General features: G+C 48.4%; 18 protein-coding genes and 1 riboswitch. Of the genes, 10 read left to right on the top strand and 8 right to left on the bottom strand.

Annotation, left to right across the window (positions count from 1 at the left end; genetic code table 11):
- Positions 1 to 9 precede the first annotated feature (9 nt).
- On the bottom strand, positions 10 to 417 hold the full coding sequence (locus tag L9W92_RS01930) for a PaaI family thioesterase (protein WP_240082078.1): 408 nt from the start codon (positions 415 to 417) through the stop codon (positions 10 to 12).
- Between the two features lie 166 nt (positions 418 to 583).
- Between L9W92_RS01930 and L9W92_RS01925 the strand changes: the two genes are divergently transcribed.
- The gene (locus tag L9W92_RS01925; RefSeq protein WP_240082077.1) at positions 584 to 982 is read left to right on the top strand and encodes a CAP domain-containing protein; all 399 of its coding nucleotides are present in this window, start codon (positions 584 to 586) and stop codon (positions 980 to 982) included.
- A 26-nt stretch (positions 983 to 1,008) separates the two neighbouring features.
- Here L9W92_RS01925 and metW read toward each other — a convergent pair whose 3' ends face one another.
- Together metW and metX are read right to left on the bottom strand one after the other, a co-directional pair.
- Positions 1,009 to 1,620, bottom strand: a complete 612-nt coding sequence (gene metW / locus L9W92_RS01920; protein ID WP_240082076.1) for a methionine biosynthesis protein MetW — start codon at positions 1,618 to 1,620, stop codon at positions 1,009 to 1,011.
- Complete coding sequence (gene metX, locus L9W92_RS01915) at positions 1,617 to 2,777, bottom strand: homoserine O-acetyltransferase MetX (protein ID WP_240082075.1); 1,161 nt, start codon at positions 2,775 to 2,777, stop codon at positions 1,617 to 1,619. The genes metW and metX overlap by 4 nt, the downstream gene beginning before the upstream one ends.
- 76 nt (positions 2,778 to 2,853) lie before the next feature.
- Positions 2,854 to 2,962: riboswitch (SAM riboswitch) on the bottom strand.
- A 194-nt stretch (positions 2,963 to 3,156) separates the two neighbouring features.
- On the opposite strand from metX, the gene nifS reads away from it, so the two are divergent.
- The 3 genes from nifS to fdhD are packed head-to-tail and all read left to right on the top strand — an operon-like array spanning position 3,157 to position 5,486.
- Positions 3,157 to 4,332, top strand: a complete 1,176-nt coding sequence (gene nifS / locus L9W92_RS01910; RefSeq protein WP_240082074.1) for a cysteine desulfurase NifS — start codon at positions 3,157 to 3,159, stop codon at positions 4,330 to 4,332.
- 1 nt (position 4,333) lies between these two features.
- Entirely contained in the window at positions 4,334 to 4,651 is a 318-nt protein-coding gene (locus L9W92_RS01905) for a TusE/DsrC/DsvC family sulfur relay protein (RefSeq protein ID WP_240082073.1), read from the top strand.
- A 43-nt stretch (positions 4,652 to 4,694) separates the two neighbouring features.
- On the top strand, positions 4,695 to 5,486 hold the full coding sequence (gene fdhD, locus L9W92_RS01900) for a formate dehydrogenase accessory sulfurtransferase FdhD (RefSeq protein ID WP_240082072.1): 792 nt from the start codon (positions 4,695 to 4,697) through the stop codon (positions 5,484 to 5,486).
- A 1-nt stretch (position 5,487) separates the two neighbouring features.
- Here fdhD and L9W92_RS01895 read toward each other — a convergent pair whose 3' ends face one another.
- The 4 genes from L9W92_RS01895 to L9W92_RS01880 form a co-directional block, all read right to left on the bottom strand.
- Positions 5,488 to 6,018: a ferritin-like domain-containing protein gene (locus tag L9W92_RS01895; RefSeq protein WP_240082071.1), complete on the bottom strand. Its 531-nt coding sequence runs from the start codon at positions 6,016 to 6,018 to the stop codon at positions 5,488 to 5,490.
- A 70-nt stretch (positions 6,019 to 6,088) separates the two neighbouring features.
- Entirely contained in the window at positions 6,089 to 7,486 is a 1,398-nt protein-coding gene (locus L9W92_RS01890; RefSeq protein WP_240082070.1) for a nickel-dependent hydrogenase large subunit, read from the bottom strand.
- Positions 7,483 to 8,448 (bottom strand): hydrogenase small subunit, encoded by a 966-nt coding sequence (locus tag L9W92_RS01885; protein ID WP_240082069.1) that lies wholly within the window; start codon positions 8,446 to 8,448, stop codon positions 7,483 to 7,485. Before L9W92_RS01885 ends, L9W92_RS01890 begins: the two co-directional genes overlap by 4 nt.
- 277 nt (positions 8,449 to 8,725) lie before the next feature.
- On the bottom strand, positions 8,726 to 9,139 hold the full coding sequence (locus L9W92_RS01880; RefSeq protein WP_240082068.1) for a MerR family transcriptional regulator: 414 nt from the start codon (positions 9,137 to 9,139) through the stop codon (positions 8,726 to 8,728).
- 427 nt (positions 9,140 to 9,566) lie between these two features.
- Here L9W92_RS01880 and L9W92_RS01875 point away from each other — a divergent pair, with 427 nt between their 5' ends.
- The 6 genes from L9W92_RS01875 to L9W92_RS01850 all read left to right on the top strand — a co-directional run bounded on the left by L9W92_RS01875 (position 9,567) and on the right by L9W92_RS01850 (position 13,413).
- Complete coding sequence (locus L9W92_RS01875) at positions 9,567 to 10,388, top strand: Mrp/NBP35 family ATP-binding protein (protein WP_240082067.1); 822 nt, start codon at positions 9,567 to 9,569, stop codon at positions 10,386 to 10,388.
- A gap of 97 nt (positions 10,389 to 10,485) precedes the next feature.
- Positions 10,486 to 10,833 (top strand): MOSC domain-containing protein, encoded by a 348-nt coding sequence (locus L9W92_RS01870; RefSeq protein ID WP_240082066.1) that lies wholly within the window; start codon positions 10,486 to 10,488, stop codon positions 10,831 to 10,833.
- 39 nt (positions 10,834 to 10,872) lie between these two features.
- Positions 10,873 to 11,400, top strand: coding sequence for a gamma carbonic anhydrase family protein (locus L9W92_RS01865; protein WP_240082065.1), 528 nt, complete (start codon positions 10,873 to 10,875; stop codon positions 11,398 to 11,400).
- A gap of 13 nt (positions 11,401 to 11,413) precedes the next feature.
- Positions 11,414 to 11,794 (top strand): NifB/NifX family molybdenum-iron cluster-binding protein, encoded by a 381-nt coding sequence (locus tag L9W92_RS01860; RefSeq protein ID WP_240082064.1) that lies wholly within the window; start codon positions 11,414 to 11,416, stop codon positions 11,792 to 11,794.
- A gap of 322 nt (positions 11,795 to 12,116) precedes the next feature.
- A complete protein-coding gene (gene yedE / locus L9W92_RS01855) occupies positions 12,117 to 13,241 on the top strand; it encodes a YedE family putative selenium transporter (protein ID WP_240082063.1) in 1,125 nt (374 codons plus the stop codon).
- Positions 13,198 to 13,413 (top strand): sulfurtransferase TusA family protein, encoded by a 216-nt coding sequence (locus L9W92_RS01850; protein WP_312038048.1) that lies wholly within the window; start codon positions 13,198 to 13,200, stop codon positions 13,411 to 13,413. Before yedE ends, L9W92_RS01850 begins: the two co-directional genes overlap by 44 nt.
- On the opposite strand, the gene L9W92_RS01845 is transcribed toward L9W92_RS01850, so the two are convergent.
- Entirely contained in the window at positions 13,406 to 13,549 is a 144-nt protein-coding gene (locus L9W92_RS01845; RefSeq protein WP_240082062.1) for a hypothetical protein, read from the bottom strand. The two genes, L9W92_RS01850 and L9W92_RS01845, sit on opposite strands and share 8 nt — an antisense overlap.
- Between the last annotated feature and the right edge of the window lie 148 nt (positions 13,550 to 13,697).

Below are 13,697 nucleotides of genomic sequence, written 5' to 3'. Positions count from 1 at the left end.
CCCCTTCCGTTAAAACAGCGGCTGGTCCTTCCGATAAACAACACCTTCAAACACGGCAATTAGGTTTCCCTCCGCGTCATCAATAGTGATACTGTAAAGACCTGTTCTCCTGGTCTTGTTTTTTTCCGCGCCGGTTGCCACCAGTGTGCTGCCGGGCGGTACGGCCTTTAAATAAGTTATGTCGGCGTGCAGGGCAACCGCGACGGTGCCGTGTGAATTGCTGGCGGCGCTGAAAGCGATGTCGGCTAAAGAATAAATGACGCCGCCGTGTAAAGAGCCGTTGAAGTTCAGCATATCGTCACGGACGCGCATGCTCAGCTTTGCGTAACCTTCCCCCATTTCGTCGAATCTGACCCCAAGCATGCCGGCAAAAGGGTCCGTGGAGATTTTCTCTTTTATTTTTTCCATGTCTGGCATAATGTCACCTTCTTCTGAATACATTGATATTTTATAGTATATAGGTTTTAAAAATAATTGCCAGCAGTAAAGCCGGCATCCATCGGAACTAAATTAATCTATTCTGCCGTATGCCTCTTGGGGAACACTATATGTTATAGGGGGTTGTTTCACAACGGGAAGCAATGTGTCAGACCTTTCCGCCGATGAAAAGCTATTGTTCGATTTGGTTAATCAGGAACGGGAAAAGGCAGGCTTGCCGGCGTTTTTTTTGGATATGCGCTTGGTAGATCTGGCTCGCAAAAAAAGCGAAGATATGTTTATAAACAATTATTTCAATCACAGGTCGCCTGTTTACGGCCTCCCGCTGGATATGCTGCGGAAAGCCGGCGTTACGGCCAGGGCGATGGGTGCGGAGAATATCGCCAAGGCCGCTACTACCCGGCGGGCGCATGAAATGATTATGGACAGCGGCGATCACCGGCCAAATGTTCTTAACACCCTGCATGACAGCATCGGGGTTGGCGTCTGCAAAACACGTTATGGCGTTGTTGTGACACAGTTGTTCATTGGGAAGTCTTATTGAAAAGCATGCAATAATATACCGGGAGTTCAAGAGGATAATCTTTTTACCACAAACAATACCTCACTGGCTTCCGACGCGACAGCTTCTGTAAAAGGGATTATTGCATCATCCACCCGGAACAAGCCCTGCTCCACAGTGACTTGATTTTTGTGTGCCCAATCAAGAAAGTCGTCTACCGTAAACAGGTGAATATTCGGGGTGTCGTACCATTGGTAGGGCAGGGTTGATGTTACCGGCATCCTGCCGGTCGAAACAAGAGAGTCAACGACCTGCCGGTATCCGAAATTAGGGAAGCTGACGATGCCCGCGCCTCCCACCCGCAGCATTTCGTCAAGGACGAAAAGCGGTTTTTTCACCGCCTGAAGAGTTTTTTCCAGAATAACAAAATCAAAAAAGCGGTCAGGTAAACCGGTCAGTCCTTCGTCAAGGTCCATATGCAGGACGGGTACTCCTTTAATTATGCTTTTTGTTACCTGGTCGATATCTTTTTCGATCCCTAAACCCCGCACATTTTTGTTCTTAATTAGCTTCATTAAAAGCTCGCCGTCTCCGCAGCCAAGGTCGAGCACGGCAGAACCTTCGGAAATAATATCATATATGACGTCATGGTCGAAACGGCTGCTCCTTTTCTGGGTCATTGCGCACCCCTCGCTTTCAAAAAACCGCGTACGAGCCGGGATAAATTTTCCACTTCCAGTAAAAAGGCGTCATGGCCATATGATGACTGAATATTTGCGTAGCTGACATGTTTCCCGCACCGGCTCAGGGCTATCGCCAGCTCTTTCGTTTCTTCCGGCGGGTAGAGCCAGTCGGAAGAAAATGAAACCAGCAGCATCCTGCTCTCAATTCTGCGACAGGCTTGATTAATGTCTCCGTCCCCCCAGCTTGAGGCGTCATAGTAGTCCATCGCGCGTGTTATGTACAAATAGCTGTTGGCGTCAAACCTGTCTACGAAACTGTTGCCCTGATGTTGAAGGTACCCTTCGACTTCGAAATCTGTGCCGAGGTGAAATCCCGGTCCATCCCCGTTGCGATATCTGCGCCCGAATTTCCTGCTCATGGAAATTTCTGAAAGGTAGGTAATATGGGCCAGCATCCGGGCGACCGCCAGTCCCCGGTCAGGGGCTGAATCGTTATAATAATTGCCTTCCCGAAAATTCGGATCGGTGGTAATGGCGTGTCTGGCCACAGCGTTAAACGCCAGCCCCTGGGCGCTCAAACGGGTTGACGAGGCAATGACGATGGCTGACTCAACGCGATCGGGATAAGCCAGTGCCCACTCCAGGGCTTGCTGTCCGCCCAGGGAACCGCCTGCCACAGCGCGCAGGCGTTTAATGCCGAGATGGCTGATTAGTCTCTCCTGGAGTCTAACCCAGTCTCCCACTGTGACAACCGGAAATGCGAGACCATAGGGCCGGCCGGTTTCCGGGTTGGTGTCGGCCGGCCCCGTTGTGCCGTAACAGCTACCCAGGATATTGGAACATATAATAAAATATATGTTGGTATCGAAGGCTTTCCCCGGCCCGATCATCCGGTCCCACCAGCCGGGACGATCCTTTAGCCAGGGGCGGTTCATTTCATCCGCCTTTGTGCTCCTGCCGGCCGCGTGGGCATCACCCGAGAGTGCGTGAAGGATAAGAATGGCATTATCGCGCGTGTCATTCAGTTTGCCGTAAGTCTCGTATTCCACCTCGACAGGAGTAATTTTTTTACCGCAATCAAGGGGAAGCGGATTGTTTATATCCGCAAGCCGCACCTTGCGCGGCACTGTCCAACCAACGTTCCCCGCATCCATATATAAAAGCCTCCTTGAATCTTCTGCGAAATTAAAGACCCTCTTTATGAAGCAGAGGGTCTTTAAAAGCCTCTCCTTCTCATCTTCCCGGTGCGTCCGGCGGAAATTGGCACCATCTCAAACGCAAAGGCTTGAAGGTTGCCGAAGGTTCCTCGGGTCCTGCCCTCCCCTTCTCTCGATAAGAAGATTAAGTTTATAATAATTATATGCTTAATTCAGATAGTATAATAATAATTTTTTTTTGTCAATTATTAATTACAAATCCATGATTTAAGAGAACACCTTATCTAATTGACAATATCCCAGCGTTGTGCTAGTATGATTTTTAAAGTATAGTAGTTAGCTATGATATAAGGATCGTGTTAAGGAGGATTCATTGATGCGGAGAGTTTATTTTGACTATAGTGCGACTACCCCTGTCCACCCTCTGGTGGCAGAGGAGGTTTACCGTTTCTTGATTAATGATAATTACGGCAATCCTTCCACCCTGCACTATTTCGGACAAATCGCCCGCAAGGCTCTGGACGAAGCGCGCGAAAAGGTGGCCAAGGCCATTGGCGCGAAACCGGACGAAATTATTTTTACGAGCGGCGGCACAGAATCGGATAATATGGCGATTCATGGAGCGGCCTTAACCAATATCGGGAAGGGAAACCACGTAATTACCAGCGCGGTGGAGCATCACGCGGCGCTCAACGCGGTAAAGGCATTAGCGAAACAGGGTTTTAGCGTCACGGTGCTTCCCGTCGATCAATACGGGATGGTTAGTGTCGATGATGTGGAAAATGCCATAACAGACAACACCATATTAATTAGCATCATGCACGCCAACAATGAAGTGGGCACGATCATGCCTGTTGCCGGGATCGGTAAAATAGCGAAAGCGCGCGGAATAATCTTCCATGTTGATGCTGTGCAAAGTTTTGGAAAAATCCCGGTGAATGTGGATGAACTGGGGGTTGATTTGTTGACTGTCTCAGGACATAAAATATACGGTCCTAAAGGTGTCGGCGCTCTTTATGTCCGCAAAGGAACGCGATGGAGGCCAACGCTTTTCCACGGGGGCGCGCAGGAACGCCTGCGCCGGGCGGGCACTGAGAATGTTCCGGGTATTGTGGGTCTGGGTAAGGCGGCGGAACTGCTTATGGAAAATATGGAAGTTGAAAATAAACGGCTGTTGATCTTGCGTGATAAATTAATCAGAGAGGTGACAAAACGGTTCAGCCATGTTAGATTAACAGGGCATCCCGCCATTCGCCTGCCGAACCATGCCAGTTTCATATTTGAATATATCGAAGGCGAGTCGATGCTGTTGAGCCTGGACATGAAAGGTGTCGCGGCTTCCACCGGTTCGGCCTGTACTTCAGGTTCGTTGGAACCTTCACATGTGCTATTGTCAATGGGCATTCCGCACGAGGACGCCCATGGTTCTCTCCGCTTGACCCTGGGTAAGGACAATACAGAAGAAGATGTGGATTATTTCCTGAATGCCATGGGGCCAATCGTTGAAAGACTGCGTGCCATGTCGCCTTTAAACGAAGATGGAGGTGAATGATATGCCTGAAATTGAGCTGAGCGGTGTAACGGTGGCAATAGACGAGGATGGATTTCTTTTGGACCCGGCCTCTTGGAGTGAGGATATTGCCAGAGGTTTAGCTGCCGCTGAAGGGATCGGTGAGCTGAACGATGAGCATTGGCGGGTGATCGCCTACCTGCGTAATTATCATGAGCAATTCCAGGTGGCCCCGAAGATATCCGAGCTTTGCAAAGAGACCGGCTGCACATTAAAGCGTATCTACCAGCTTTTCCCCGCCGGTCCGGCCAAGGGGGCCTGCAAGCTGGCCGGCCTGCCCAAACCGAAAGGTTGTGTCTGAGATAATCAAACGACAAGGGGTTTAGAAAGGAGTGGAGCGCAGGGTGTCCCAAATTTCTCTCTATCAGGAACGGGGAATAGTCACCTATGATCAAGGCAAAGCAAAGCCTGCTCATGACTTAATTGTCGACGAGATACCGCTGACGGTATATGTGAATGATACTGAATTAGCTACTTTAATCTGTTCATCAGGCGCGTTTAAAGAATTGGCGATTGGTTTTTTAATCAACGAAGGAATAGTTAAAAAATATTCTGATATAAAGGATATTACCTTTAATGAAACTGATGGTTTGATGTGGGTGGAAACTACTGCACCGGTGAAGCAAACGGAAACATTTTTGAAGCGGCAGATTGCCAGCTGCTGCGGCAAGGGGCGGGCCTGCCTGTATTTCGTCAACGATGTTACTCAGATGGAGCCGGTAAAGTCTTCCAAGCGGTTTGCCGCCCCGCATCTATTACGTTTGATCGGCATGCTGGAAGAGGGATCCGTTACTCACAGCAAGACTCACGGTGTGCACAGCGCGGCTATGGGTGATGATAACGGGCTACTGGCCATGTTCGATGACATCGGCCGCCACAATGCCGTGGACAAGGTTTTAGGTCATGCATTATTAAACAATTTAATGCCTGACGACAAATGTTTGCTGCTGAGCGGGCGTGTGTCTTCGGAGATCCTGATTAAAGCCGGCCACAGCGGTATCCCCTTAGTTGTGTCGCGCGCCGCGCCCACCAGCCTGGCGGTTGATTTAGCCGGCGAGTTCGGTATTGCTTTAGTGGGGTTTGCGCGCGGTGAAAGGATGAATATCTACAGCCATCCCGAGAAGGTGGTTATGTAGATTACTTGCAGTATTTCTGCATTGCTTCGTTGAATAAACGGATGTGGTGGTATTCATCCTGGATGATTCTTTCCAAAAGCCCTTTAATGTGCGGGTCGCCAATCCTCTGCTGATGATCGCGGTAGGCGGCAATGGCGGCCCATTCAGCCGTGATATCGGCCGCCAGCTTGTCGCATATGCTGAAGCCGTAGTAGACATAAGCGGCATTCCAGTATATTTCCTGGCTGTTTCGGATTACGCGGTAGCGCGGGTCCACGCCTAAAAGCCTGATTGTTTCCGCCAGCAGTTCCATATGGTGCATTTCCACCAAGGAAATGCATTCCTCCAGTTCAGCCACTTCTTCATTTATCCCTGCAAGCGTAAAGTAGTGGTGCAGGTACTGGTTTATGGCCGTAAATTCACTTACAACCCCGGCATAATCCTCCAGCAAAAGTTCAGCATACTGACGGTTGGGCGCCGTCACGCGCACGGAAGGGTAAGGAGCAGGGTAGGCGCACCGGAACATATGCGACGGATGATTTTGTTTTACCAAAAATATCCCCTCCACCTTAATTCTTTTAATTATTTTATTAGGGCTGCAAAGCAAAATAGAATAGTTTAGATTAAAAAACTGCCTCGGCTTTTACACCGCCCTTGCAGTCAAGGAGATGGGTCGCGCAGGATATGCAGGGGTCAAATGAACGGATGGTCCGGCCGAGAATGGTAAAAAGCATGTTCTGGCTTGGTATTTCGGTTCCCGCCAGCGCGCTTTCCAGCGGACCGCGGCCGCCCAGCCCGTCTTTGGGCGAGAAATTCCAAACCGTCGGGGTAATAATGTTGTATTTGACGACTTTTTCATCTTCGATAAGCGCGGCATGAAGGAGCGCGCCCCGCATGGCGTCCGTAGCGGCTGTCACTGCCTTTTTTACCGGGGTGCTTTTCTGGCTGATGGGGGGAGGGCCGGGCTTCAGGTTTTTCAGCCACTCCCGCGCCAATTCCGTCAGCAGAAGGGTCTCCATGGTGCGGGCGTAGATTCTGTCCATTGTCGCGGCGCCGCCTTGGTAAAATCCGTTGATCATCATCCGCGCCAGCGGCCCTACTTGAAAATAGCGCCCCGCGTACCGCACTGATTTTACCCAGGTGTAAGCGCCCGGTTTAAGAGGATCCGGCTTTATATCTTCGGCGCCGGTTTGCTCAAACCATGAACTGGTTATGTTTTCGCTGATCAGTTCCAGCCGTGGAGGGTAAAGCCGGCCATCCGCCAATACGCCGCTTCGCCACAAAAACTTTTCATTTTTAACGCCGAATCTGAATAAGCCGAAAGAGAAAAACTGCCGGGGAGTTATTCCTAGTCTAAAATAATCGCTGTAAACCCGCGCGATTAGCTCGGTGTCGGGAACCATCCTGCTTTTCACAAATTCACTGATATTACCGAGCAGGGCCAGCGCCTGTTCGATTTTATCCGCTGTGGGGGCTGCCGCGACGCCGCCGTGGACAAAACTGTGCTGGTGGGGCACTTTGCCGCCGAATAAAGCCAGAATTTGGTGACTTTCCTGGGCTGCTTTGACCGCTTCGAAGTAATGCCCCGCCAGGCGCTGATTGTCTTCAGGATTCAGGCGGATGTCAGCGGGGTTTTGCCCGTGAAAGGGAGGGCGCTCCGGCATTTTCACAAAGTCAGGCAGGCTGAAGAAATAAAAATGCCGGATATGGTTTTGCAAGAAATCGGCGGCAAATATTATATTACGCAGGTATTGGGCGTTTTCAGACAACTCATGGTCATACAGCTCATCCAGCAGGTAGCTTGCCGCCGCTCCGTGAGCCGTAGAACATATGCCGCAAATCCGCTGGGTCATATACACCGCGTCAGTGACGGCCCGGTCACGCATAATCCACTCGTAGCCCCTGAACATGGTGCCGCCGGCGTTTGCTTCGACAACCCGGCCCTGCTCAAGAATGACATCCACGGATAAAAGGCCGCTCAGGCGGGTGACGGGACTGAACATAACCCGTACTTTGCTCATGCTTGCTCTCCCCCCTGGTTCGAAGCGTTCTTCCCGCCTTCTTGACCTTTGCTCTTTTCAGCCATCGGCGTGAAAAACGGCGAGGAGCCGTCCGGGAAGTCCTCATTGGTGCAGCCGATGCAGGGGGTGTTGGCCTTGACCGGCCAGCTTACATGATTTATCCACTGCCTGTACGGACAGTCGGCGCCCGTGCGGGGACCCATGCAGCCGAGTAAAAACATGCACTCGATTTCGCCAAGCTCTTTGGCGAAATCTTTATTGTCGAAATAAGAGCGCCGCTGGCAGTGCCTGTGCACCGTAAAACCGTAAAACAGGGTGGGGCGGCCTAGTTTGTCAAGATCCGGCCTGCCGTACATCAAGAGGTGGGCCAGGGTTCCCACGAACCAATCGGGGTTGACCGGGCAGCCGCTGACGTTGATCACTTCCCTGTCCAGCACGTCACGGACGCCAACACTGCCGGTCAGATTGGGCCTGGCTGCGGTAGGTCCGCCGAAGCCGGCGCAGGTGCCGATGGCAACAACGTATTCAGCCGGCCCGCCCAGCCGGGTCACCGCTTCAAGGGCGGTAATGCAGCGGGTTTCGGTGCGGGCGATGATGTTATACCGGCCGTTGTCCTTTTTCGGTATCGCTCCCTCAACAACCAAAGTAAATTTCCCTTTGTATGTTTCAGAAACTTGCTCCAGAATGCTGAGCGCGTCCCTGCCCTGGGCGGCCATGAAGGTGTTGCTGTAAAGCAGGTCGAGCATTTCCGTGAAAACCCGGTCCAGGTAGGGGTAGGCGGTGTTCATAAAAGCGATATTGTTGTCGCCGCTGTCGTTGGTCTCAAGCCAGATCACCGGCAGCTTCTTTTTATTGTGGGAGGCCAGGTGTTCTTTCACCGCGGGCAGGATTGCCCTGGAGAGGGCGTGGCTGCCGCCGGACGACAGCTCACGACATATTTTTGAAAACTCTTCTTTTTGCATGCCGCCCTCCTCAATTTAACATGGCAAAATTAAACTACTATATTTTATGCAGAACATTTTGCGAAACTGCAAAAATAATGATATGGATATAAATGACAATCCCGCACCACTTTCATAGTGATGCGGGAGCTTTTTTTGAAGTCATTTTGTTTTCAATCTTTGCAACGCCTGCGCCAGTTTAAACGACATACAGGATGACTATTGTTTCCGGTGCAAGTGCCCATTGCTGAAATAATATTCCTCTTTATCATTCATTCCTGTATTTCCAAGCCAATGATTAGTCAGTAATTTCATTACTATTCATGTAATATTTACAATTGCTGCAAAGGTCAGCCTGATCCTCAATCACTATGCAATATGATTCATCTTCCTTCCAGCAAGGTTTGGACTTGTTTACCGCCCCGCTTTTATTTCTGATTAGGCTGTCCTGGCAACTTTTTGTTTTCCAGCAGGAATACATGGCGAGAACCTGCTGCACGCCTGCGATATTCAGACCTTTTACATTAATCAGGTTGTGAATAAACTTCAACCGTTTCAGGTCATTATTCGAATATAATCTCTGCTTGTTTTTTCTTGCCGGGTGAATTAAATTATTTTTTTCCCATATGCGTAGTGTTTCAGGGTGGACTTCAAGAAATTGAGCCACTATGCCAATGTTTAACATTGGTTTGTCGTCATCCCAGGCGGACATTTTATTGCTCTCCTTATAAGTATAATTTATAAGTTTATTATATATGTACTAATGGTTTTTGTAAATAACTGATGTTTAATTATTGAAAGACTTTTAAAAGATTTTTTATATTATAAGAGATATGGTTTTGGCGATATATCTGTAATCAATACCATGAATGCTGTTATTTGATCCGTTTTATATAAATAATTTATAAATAAATATTTAAGATAACTGGTGATAGTTATTGATTATTTGTTCGGGTATAAACTATAATGTTTATGTGCCGATGACCTTAATACAATTAAGTCCATGGTTGACTCCATTCAAGAAAGAGAGTAGAAAGCACCCGGCGGGAGAAAATTAAATGAAAATAATTTAACGCTGCGGCAAATTACCTCTTAAATGTCAGCTATGTTAGACTTTAATATCGGGAGGATTCTAAATAATGCGGCAAAATAATGATGAAACTGAAAAAAACGGCGGATGCGGCCATGCAGACAAAAGCGGCATTCAGAAATTGCCTGAAAACGAATTAAGTCATATCAGGAATGTTATCGCTGTCGTGAGCGGAAAAGGCGGTGTGGGGAAATCCTCGATAACATCCATACTTGCTTGTGAATATAGAAAAAAAGGCTATTCAGTGGGAGTGTTGGACGCGGACATCACCGGCCCAAGCCTGCCGAAGATGTTTGGGATAAAGAGCGGGGTGAAAAGCAACGGCTCCGCGTTGTTGCCTTCAATTAGCGATAATAGAATAAGAGTAATGTCGCTAAACTTATTGACCAGCAATGAAGACGACCCGGTTATTTGGCGCGGGCCGGTAATTTCCGGCACAGTCAAGCAGTTTTGGACTGATGTGGCCTGGGGTGATCTTGATTATCTCTTTGTCGATCTGCCGCCCGGCACAGGCGACGTGCCTTTGACCGTGATGCAATCCCTGCCTCTCAACGGGCTGATCGTTGTATCTTCACCGCAAGACCTTGCCGTCATGATTGTGAGCAAGGCGATAAAGATGGCCCAACACATGAATATTCCCATTCTTGGTCTGGTGGAAAATATGAGTTCCGCCGTTTGTCCTCATTGCGGCGAGCGATTTGAGTTGTTCGGCCCCAGCCGGGGCAAAGAAATAGCGGAAAAATTCAAGATTCCGTTTATCGGTGGTTTGCCTATTGACCCGCACCTTTCAAAACTCTGCGATCAAGGTAAAATTGAAGAGTATGACAGCAATCTTTTTGAGAACCTCATCCCTGAAAAGCTGGTTCAATAATGTTTTATAAAGGAGGCGCTATACTGTAGGTAAAATTCTTTCTATTAACGTCGGCGCTGAAAAGGGCATTGTAAAGACAAGGGTCAATGAAGTTAACGTGATCGAAGGCTGGGGGTTGGAAGGAGACGCGCACGGGGGCGATTGGGACAGGCAGGTAAGTATATTGCCTCTAGAAGCCATAGATAAAGTTCCGGAAGATAAAATTGAAGAGATTTTAAATGGGGGTTACACTGAAAATTTCACCATTAAGGGCGTTCCCCCCGAACAGATGACTGTAGGGACTGCATTAAAGCTGGGTCAGGCTGAAATTAAAATTTCGCATATCGGAAAAGAAGAATATAAAGAGGCCGGAAGGCCGTATATAGTCAGCAGGGAAGGCAGGTTTGGGCGTGTAGTCAAGGGCGGAAAAGTAAAAGTTGGCGATGAAGTGAGGATTCTCCCGTAAATAATGAGGGCGCGACACATTATTATTTGGAGGAAGACAATGTCATTGTATCGTTTTTCCGGCAGAACACCAATAATAGGCGCGGGTAGTTACGTGAGTGAGTTGGCTATGGTCATTGGGGACGTTAGAATTGGTGAAAACTGCTATATAGGCCACGGTACTGTTATCAGGGGCGATTACGGGACTATTGAAATTGGTCCGGGCACTGCCGTAGAGGAAGGTACGGTTATTCATGCCCCGCCTGACGGTGCCTGCCGTATTGGCAGAAGTGTCACCTTGGGGCACGGCGCGATAATTCACGCGGATGAAATTGGAGACTATGCGTTAATCGGTATGGGCTCTATTTTAAGTCTCAATGCCAGAGTAGGTTCCTGGGCTATTGTTGCCGAGGGATGTGTGGTAAAGAACAAACAGCGTATTCCCGAAAAAGTTGTTGTGGCTGGCAACCCGGCCCGTATTGTGAGAAACACTGAACCCAGAGACGTGGAATTTTGGACATGGGTTAAGCAGCTTTATGTTAACCTGGCTCATCAGTATTTGCGGGAAGGTATGGAAAAAATAGATTAACCTTAAAAATATAATGAAAAAGGGGTTTGGCGTAATGAAAATAGCGATGCCCTATAATCACGGCAGGCTCAACGAGCACTTCGGCATCAGTCAGGAATTTGTTGTTTTTAACGTTGAAGATGGTAAAATTAACGGAAAACAAGTAATTTCAAGCAGTACTCTCCAGCATAATCATGGCGGCTTGGCAGACTTATTTACCAGGGAAGGGGTAAAGGTGATTATTGCCGGCGGCATAGGACCCCCTATGCTCAATGCTCTTCAGTCAGTGGGGTTCGAGGTTGTCACAGGCGCTTCCGGCGATGCGGAAAAAGTGGCTTCCGATTTTCTGAGCGGCCAATTGGCTACCAGTTCGATAGGGTGTAACCACGCCTGCGATGGACATGAACATCTATAGTCATTAAATCTAATGATAATTATTGGCCGCTGCCTTAGATGAATACCACATTGTCCCAAAGCCAGGAAACATTCAATGTTCTCCTGGCTTTTATATGGCAAAAAATAATCTTTAATTATTTATATTTTTTATTATGAGAAAAATTAATATAAATAATTTTTATAAATAAAATAAAGGTATTGCATGTCGTGTGGTTGAAATAAGTATATCCAAATATATATATTAATCTCTTAATAAAGAAAGGAGTGACTTTGTATATTTTTATTTACGGCTGTTGATTAAGGGGGCCTTATTATTGGGGAGTGAAAGGAGTTGTCATCAATTGAATAACAAAGCTTTGATAATTATTACCGGAGCGATAGTCGGTGTGCTGGCGGTGCTGCTTGTTAAATTGGGAAATCCCCAAAACATGGGTGTTTGTATAGCCTGTTTTCTGCGCGATATCTCCGGCGCTCTCGGATTGCATCAGGTTAATACAGTTCAGTATATACGGCCGGAAATTTTGGGCTTGGTCATAGGGGCCTTCGCAACTGCCGTTGTTACAAGAGATTTTCGTGTTTGGGGCGGCTCAAGCACGTTTACCAGGTTTATCTTGGGTTTCTTTGTAATGTTCGGCATGCTTGTTTTTTTAGGATGTCCGCTGAGAATGATTTTGAGAATGTCGGCCGGCGACCTAAACGCCCTGGTGGGATTACTCGGTCTGGTTGCCGGGGTGGCTTTGGGCGCAGTTTTTTTAAGGAAAGGTTTTACGCTCGGTCAGGCTGTTATTCAGAATAAGTCGAATGGTTATATGTTTCCGGCAATTATTTTAGTCTTGCTTATCCTATTACTGACAGCGCCGGCGTTTATCTTTTTCAGCCAGCAGGGACCGGGCTCAATGCACGCGCCCTTGGCTGTATCGCTCGGCGCCGGGATTGTTGCCGGTGTGCTGGCCCAGCGCACCAGGTTATGTTTAATTGGCGGCATTAGGGATTTGATACTGTTCAAGGAACTTTACATGCTCTATGGTTTTATAGCAATTTTTGTTGTCGCGCTGGTCGGCAATTTAGTTGTGGGCAATTTTAATTTAGGTCTGGCGGGCCAGCCGATAGCGCATAATGACGGCGTTTGGAACTTTCTTGGCATGGTGCTGGCCGGTTTTGGCTCCGTCCTTTTAGGCGGCTGCCCGCTTCGTCAGCTAATTTCAGCGTCGGAAGGCAATACCGACTCCGCGGTAACGATCGCCGGGCTGCTGGCGGGAGCCGCGTTTGCCCATAATTTTGGCTTGGCTGCCAGCGCCAAGGGAGTTCCCGTGCCTGGACAGGTTGCAGTTGTCATAGGTCTTATCGTGGTTGGAGCGATTGCTTTCTGGAATGTTTATTTTAATCTTAAAACACGAAAAACATCCCGGCGGGAGGTGACGTATGATGGCGGAAATAAAGGATGCGAGGGGCCTGGCTTGTCCTGAACCCGTATTAATGGTAAAAAACGAAATTGATAAAATAGGCGGTGGAACAATTAAAGTTTTAGTAAATACAGTCGCTGCCAAAGAAAATATCTCAAGATTGGCGGGAAATCAAAAATGGTCTGTCAGTATCGCGGAAGAAGGGGATGGCTGGCTGATCACCCTAACTAAATAACCATCGCATATATATCTATGCGGACAAAAGTGGTCGGAAGCGGAAAGCTGCCGGCCACTTTCTCAACAGCCTGCTGCCCCTGCCGGAGGACACGCCCCTGGAGGACGGCTACCTGGTGATGATGGAGAAAATCCACAACCTGACCCTGTCCACCCGCCTGCGTGAAGCCCTGGAGCTGACCCGGTTCGTGATGAAGGCGCTGCACGGGCCTGAGCTATCAATAAAAACTTGAATTGCATTCGTGCATAGTATATACATAGCACATATTTTGTACTATACTGAAT

The organism is Pelotomaculum terephthalicicum JT (assembly GCF_022410535.1).
Taxonomy (GTDB): domain Bacteria; phylum Bacillota; class Desulfotomaculia; order Desulfotomaculales; family Pelotomaculaceae; genus Pelotomaculum_D; species Pelotomaculum_D terephthalicicum.
The sequence above is the reverse complement of the archived record's forward strand: the minus strand, read 5'-3'. Positions and strand labels throughout refer to the sequence as shown.

Coding starts and splice junctions, on each gene's coding strand:
- L9W92_RS01930 (WP_240082078.1), bottom strand. CDS start 417: ATGCCAGACATGGAAAAAATAAAAGAGAAAATCTCCACGGACCCTTTT.
- metW (WP_240082076.1), bottom strand. CDS start 1,620: ATGACCCAGAAAAGGAGCAGCCGTTTCGACCATGACGTCATATATGAT.
- metX (WP_240082075.1), bottom strand. CDS start 2,777: ATGGATGCGGGGAACGTTGGTTGGACAGTGCCGCGCAAGGTGCGGCTT.
- nifS (WP_240082074.1), top strand. CDS start 3,157: ATGCGGAGAGTTTATTTTGACTATAGTGCGACTACCCCTGTCCACCCT.
- L9W92_RS01905 (WP_240082073.1), top strand. CDS start 4,334: ATGCCTGAAATTGAGCTGAGCGGTGTAACGGTGGCAATAGACGAGGAT.
- L9W92_RS01890 (WP_240082070.1), bottom strand. CDS start 7,486: ATGAGCAAAGTACGGGTTATGTTCAGTCCCGTCACCCGCCTGAGCGGC.
- L9W92_RS01885 (WP_240082069.1), bottom strand. CDS start 8,448: ATGCAAAAAGAAGAGTTTTCAAAAATATGTCGTGAGCTGTCGTCCGGC.
- L9W92_RS01880 (WP_240082068.1), bottom strand. CDS start 9,139: ATGTCCGCCTGGGATGACGACAAACCAATGTTAAACATTGGCATAGTG.
- L9W92_RS01875 (WP_240082067.1), top strand. CDS start 9,567: ATGCGGCAAAATAATGATGAAACTGAAAAAAACGGCGGATGCGGCCAT.
- L9W92_RS01865 (WP_240082065.1), top strand. CDS start 10,873: ATGTCATTGTATCGTTTTTCCGGCAGAACACCAATAATAGGCGCGGGT.
- L9W92_RS01860 (WP_240082064.1), top strand. CDS start 11,414: ATGAAAAAGGGGTTTGGCGTAATGAAAATAGCGATGCCCTATAATCAC.
- L9W92_RS01850 (WP_312038048.1), top strand. CDS start 13,198: ATGATGGCGGAAATAAAGGATGCGAGGGGCCTGGCTTGTCCTGAACCC.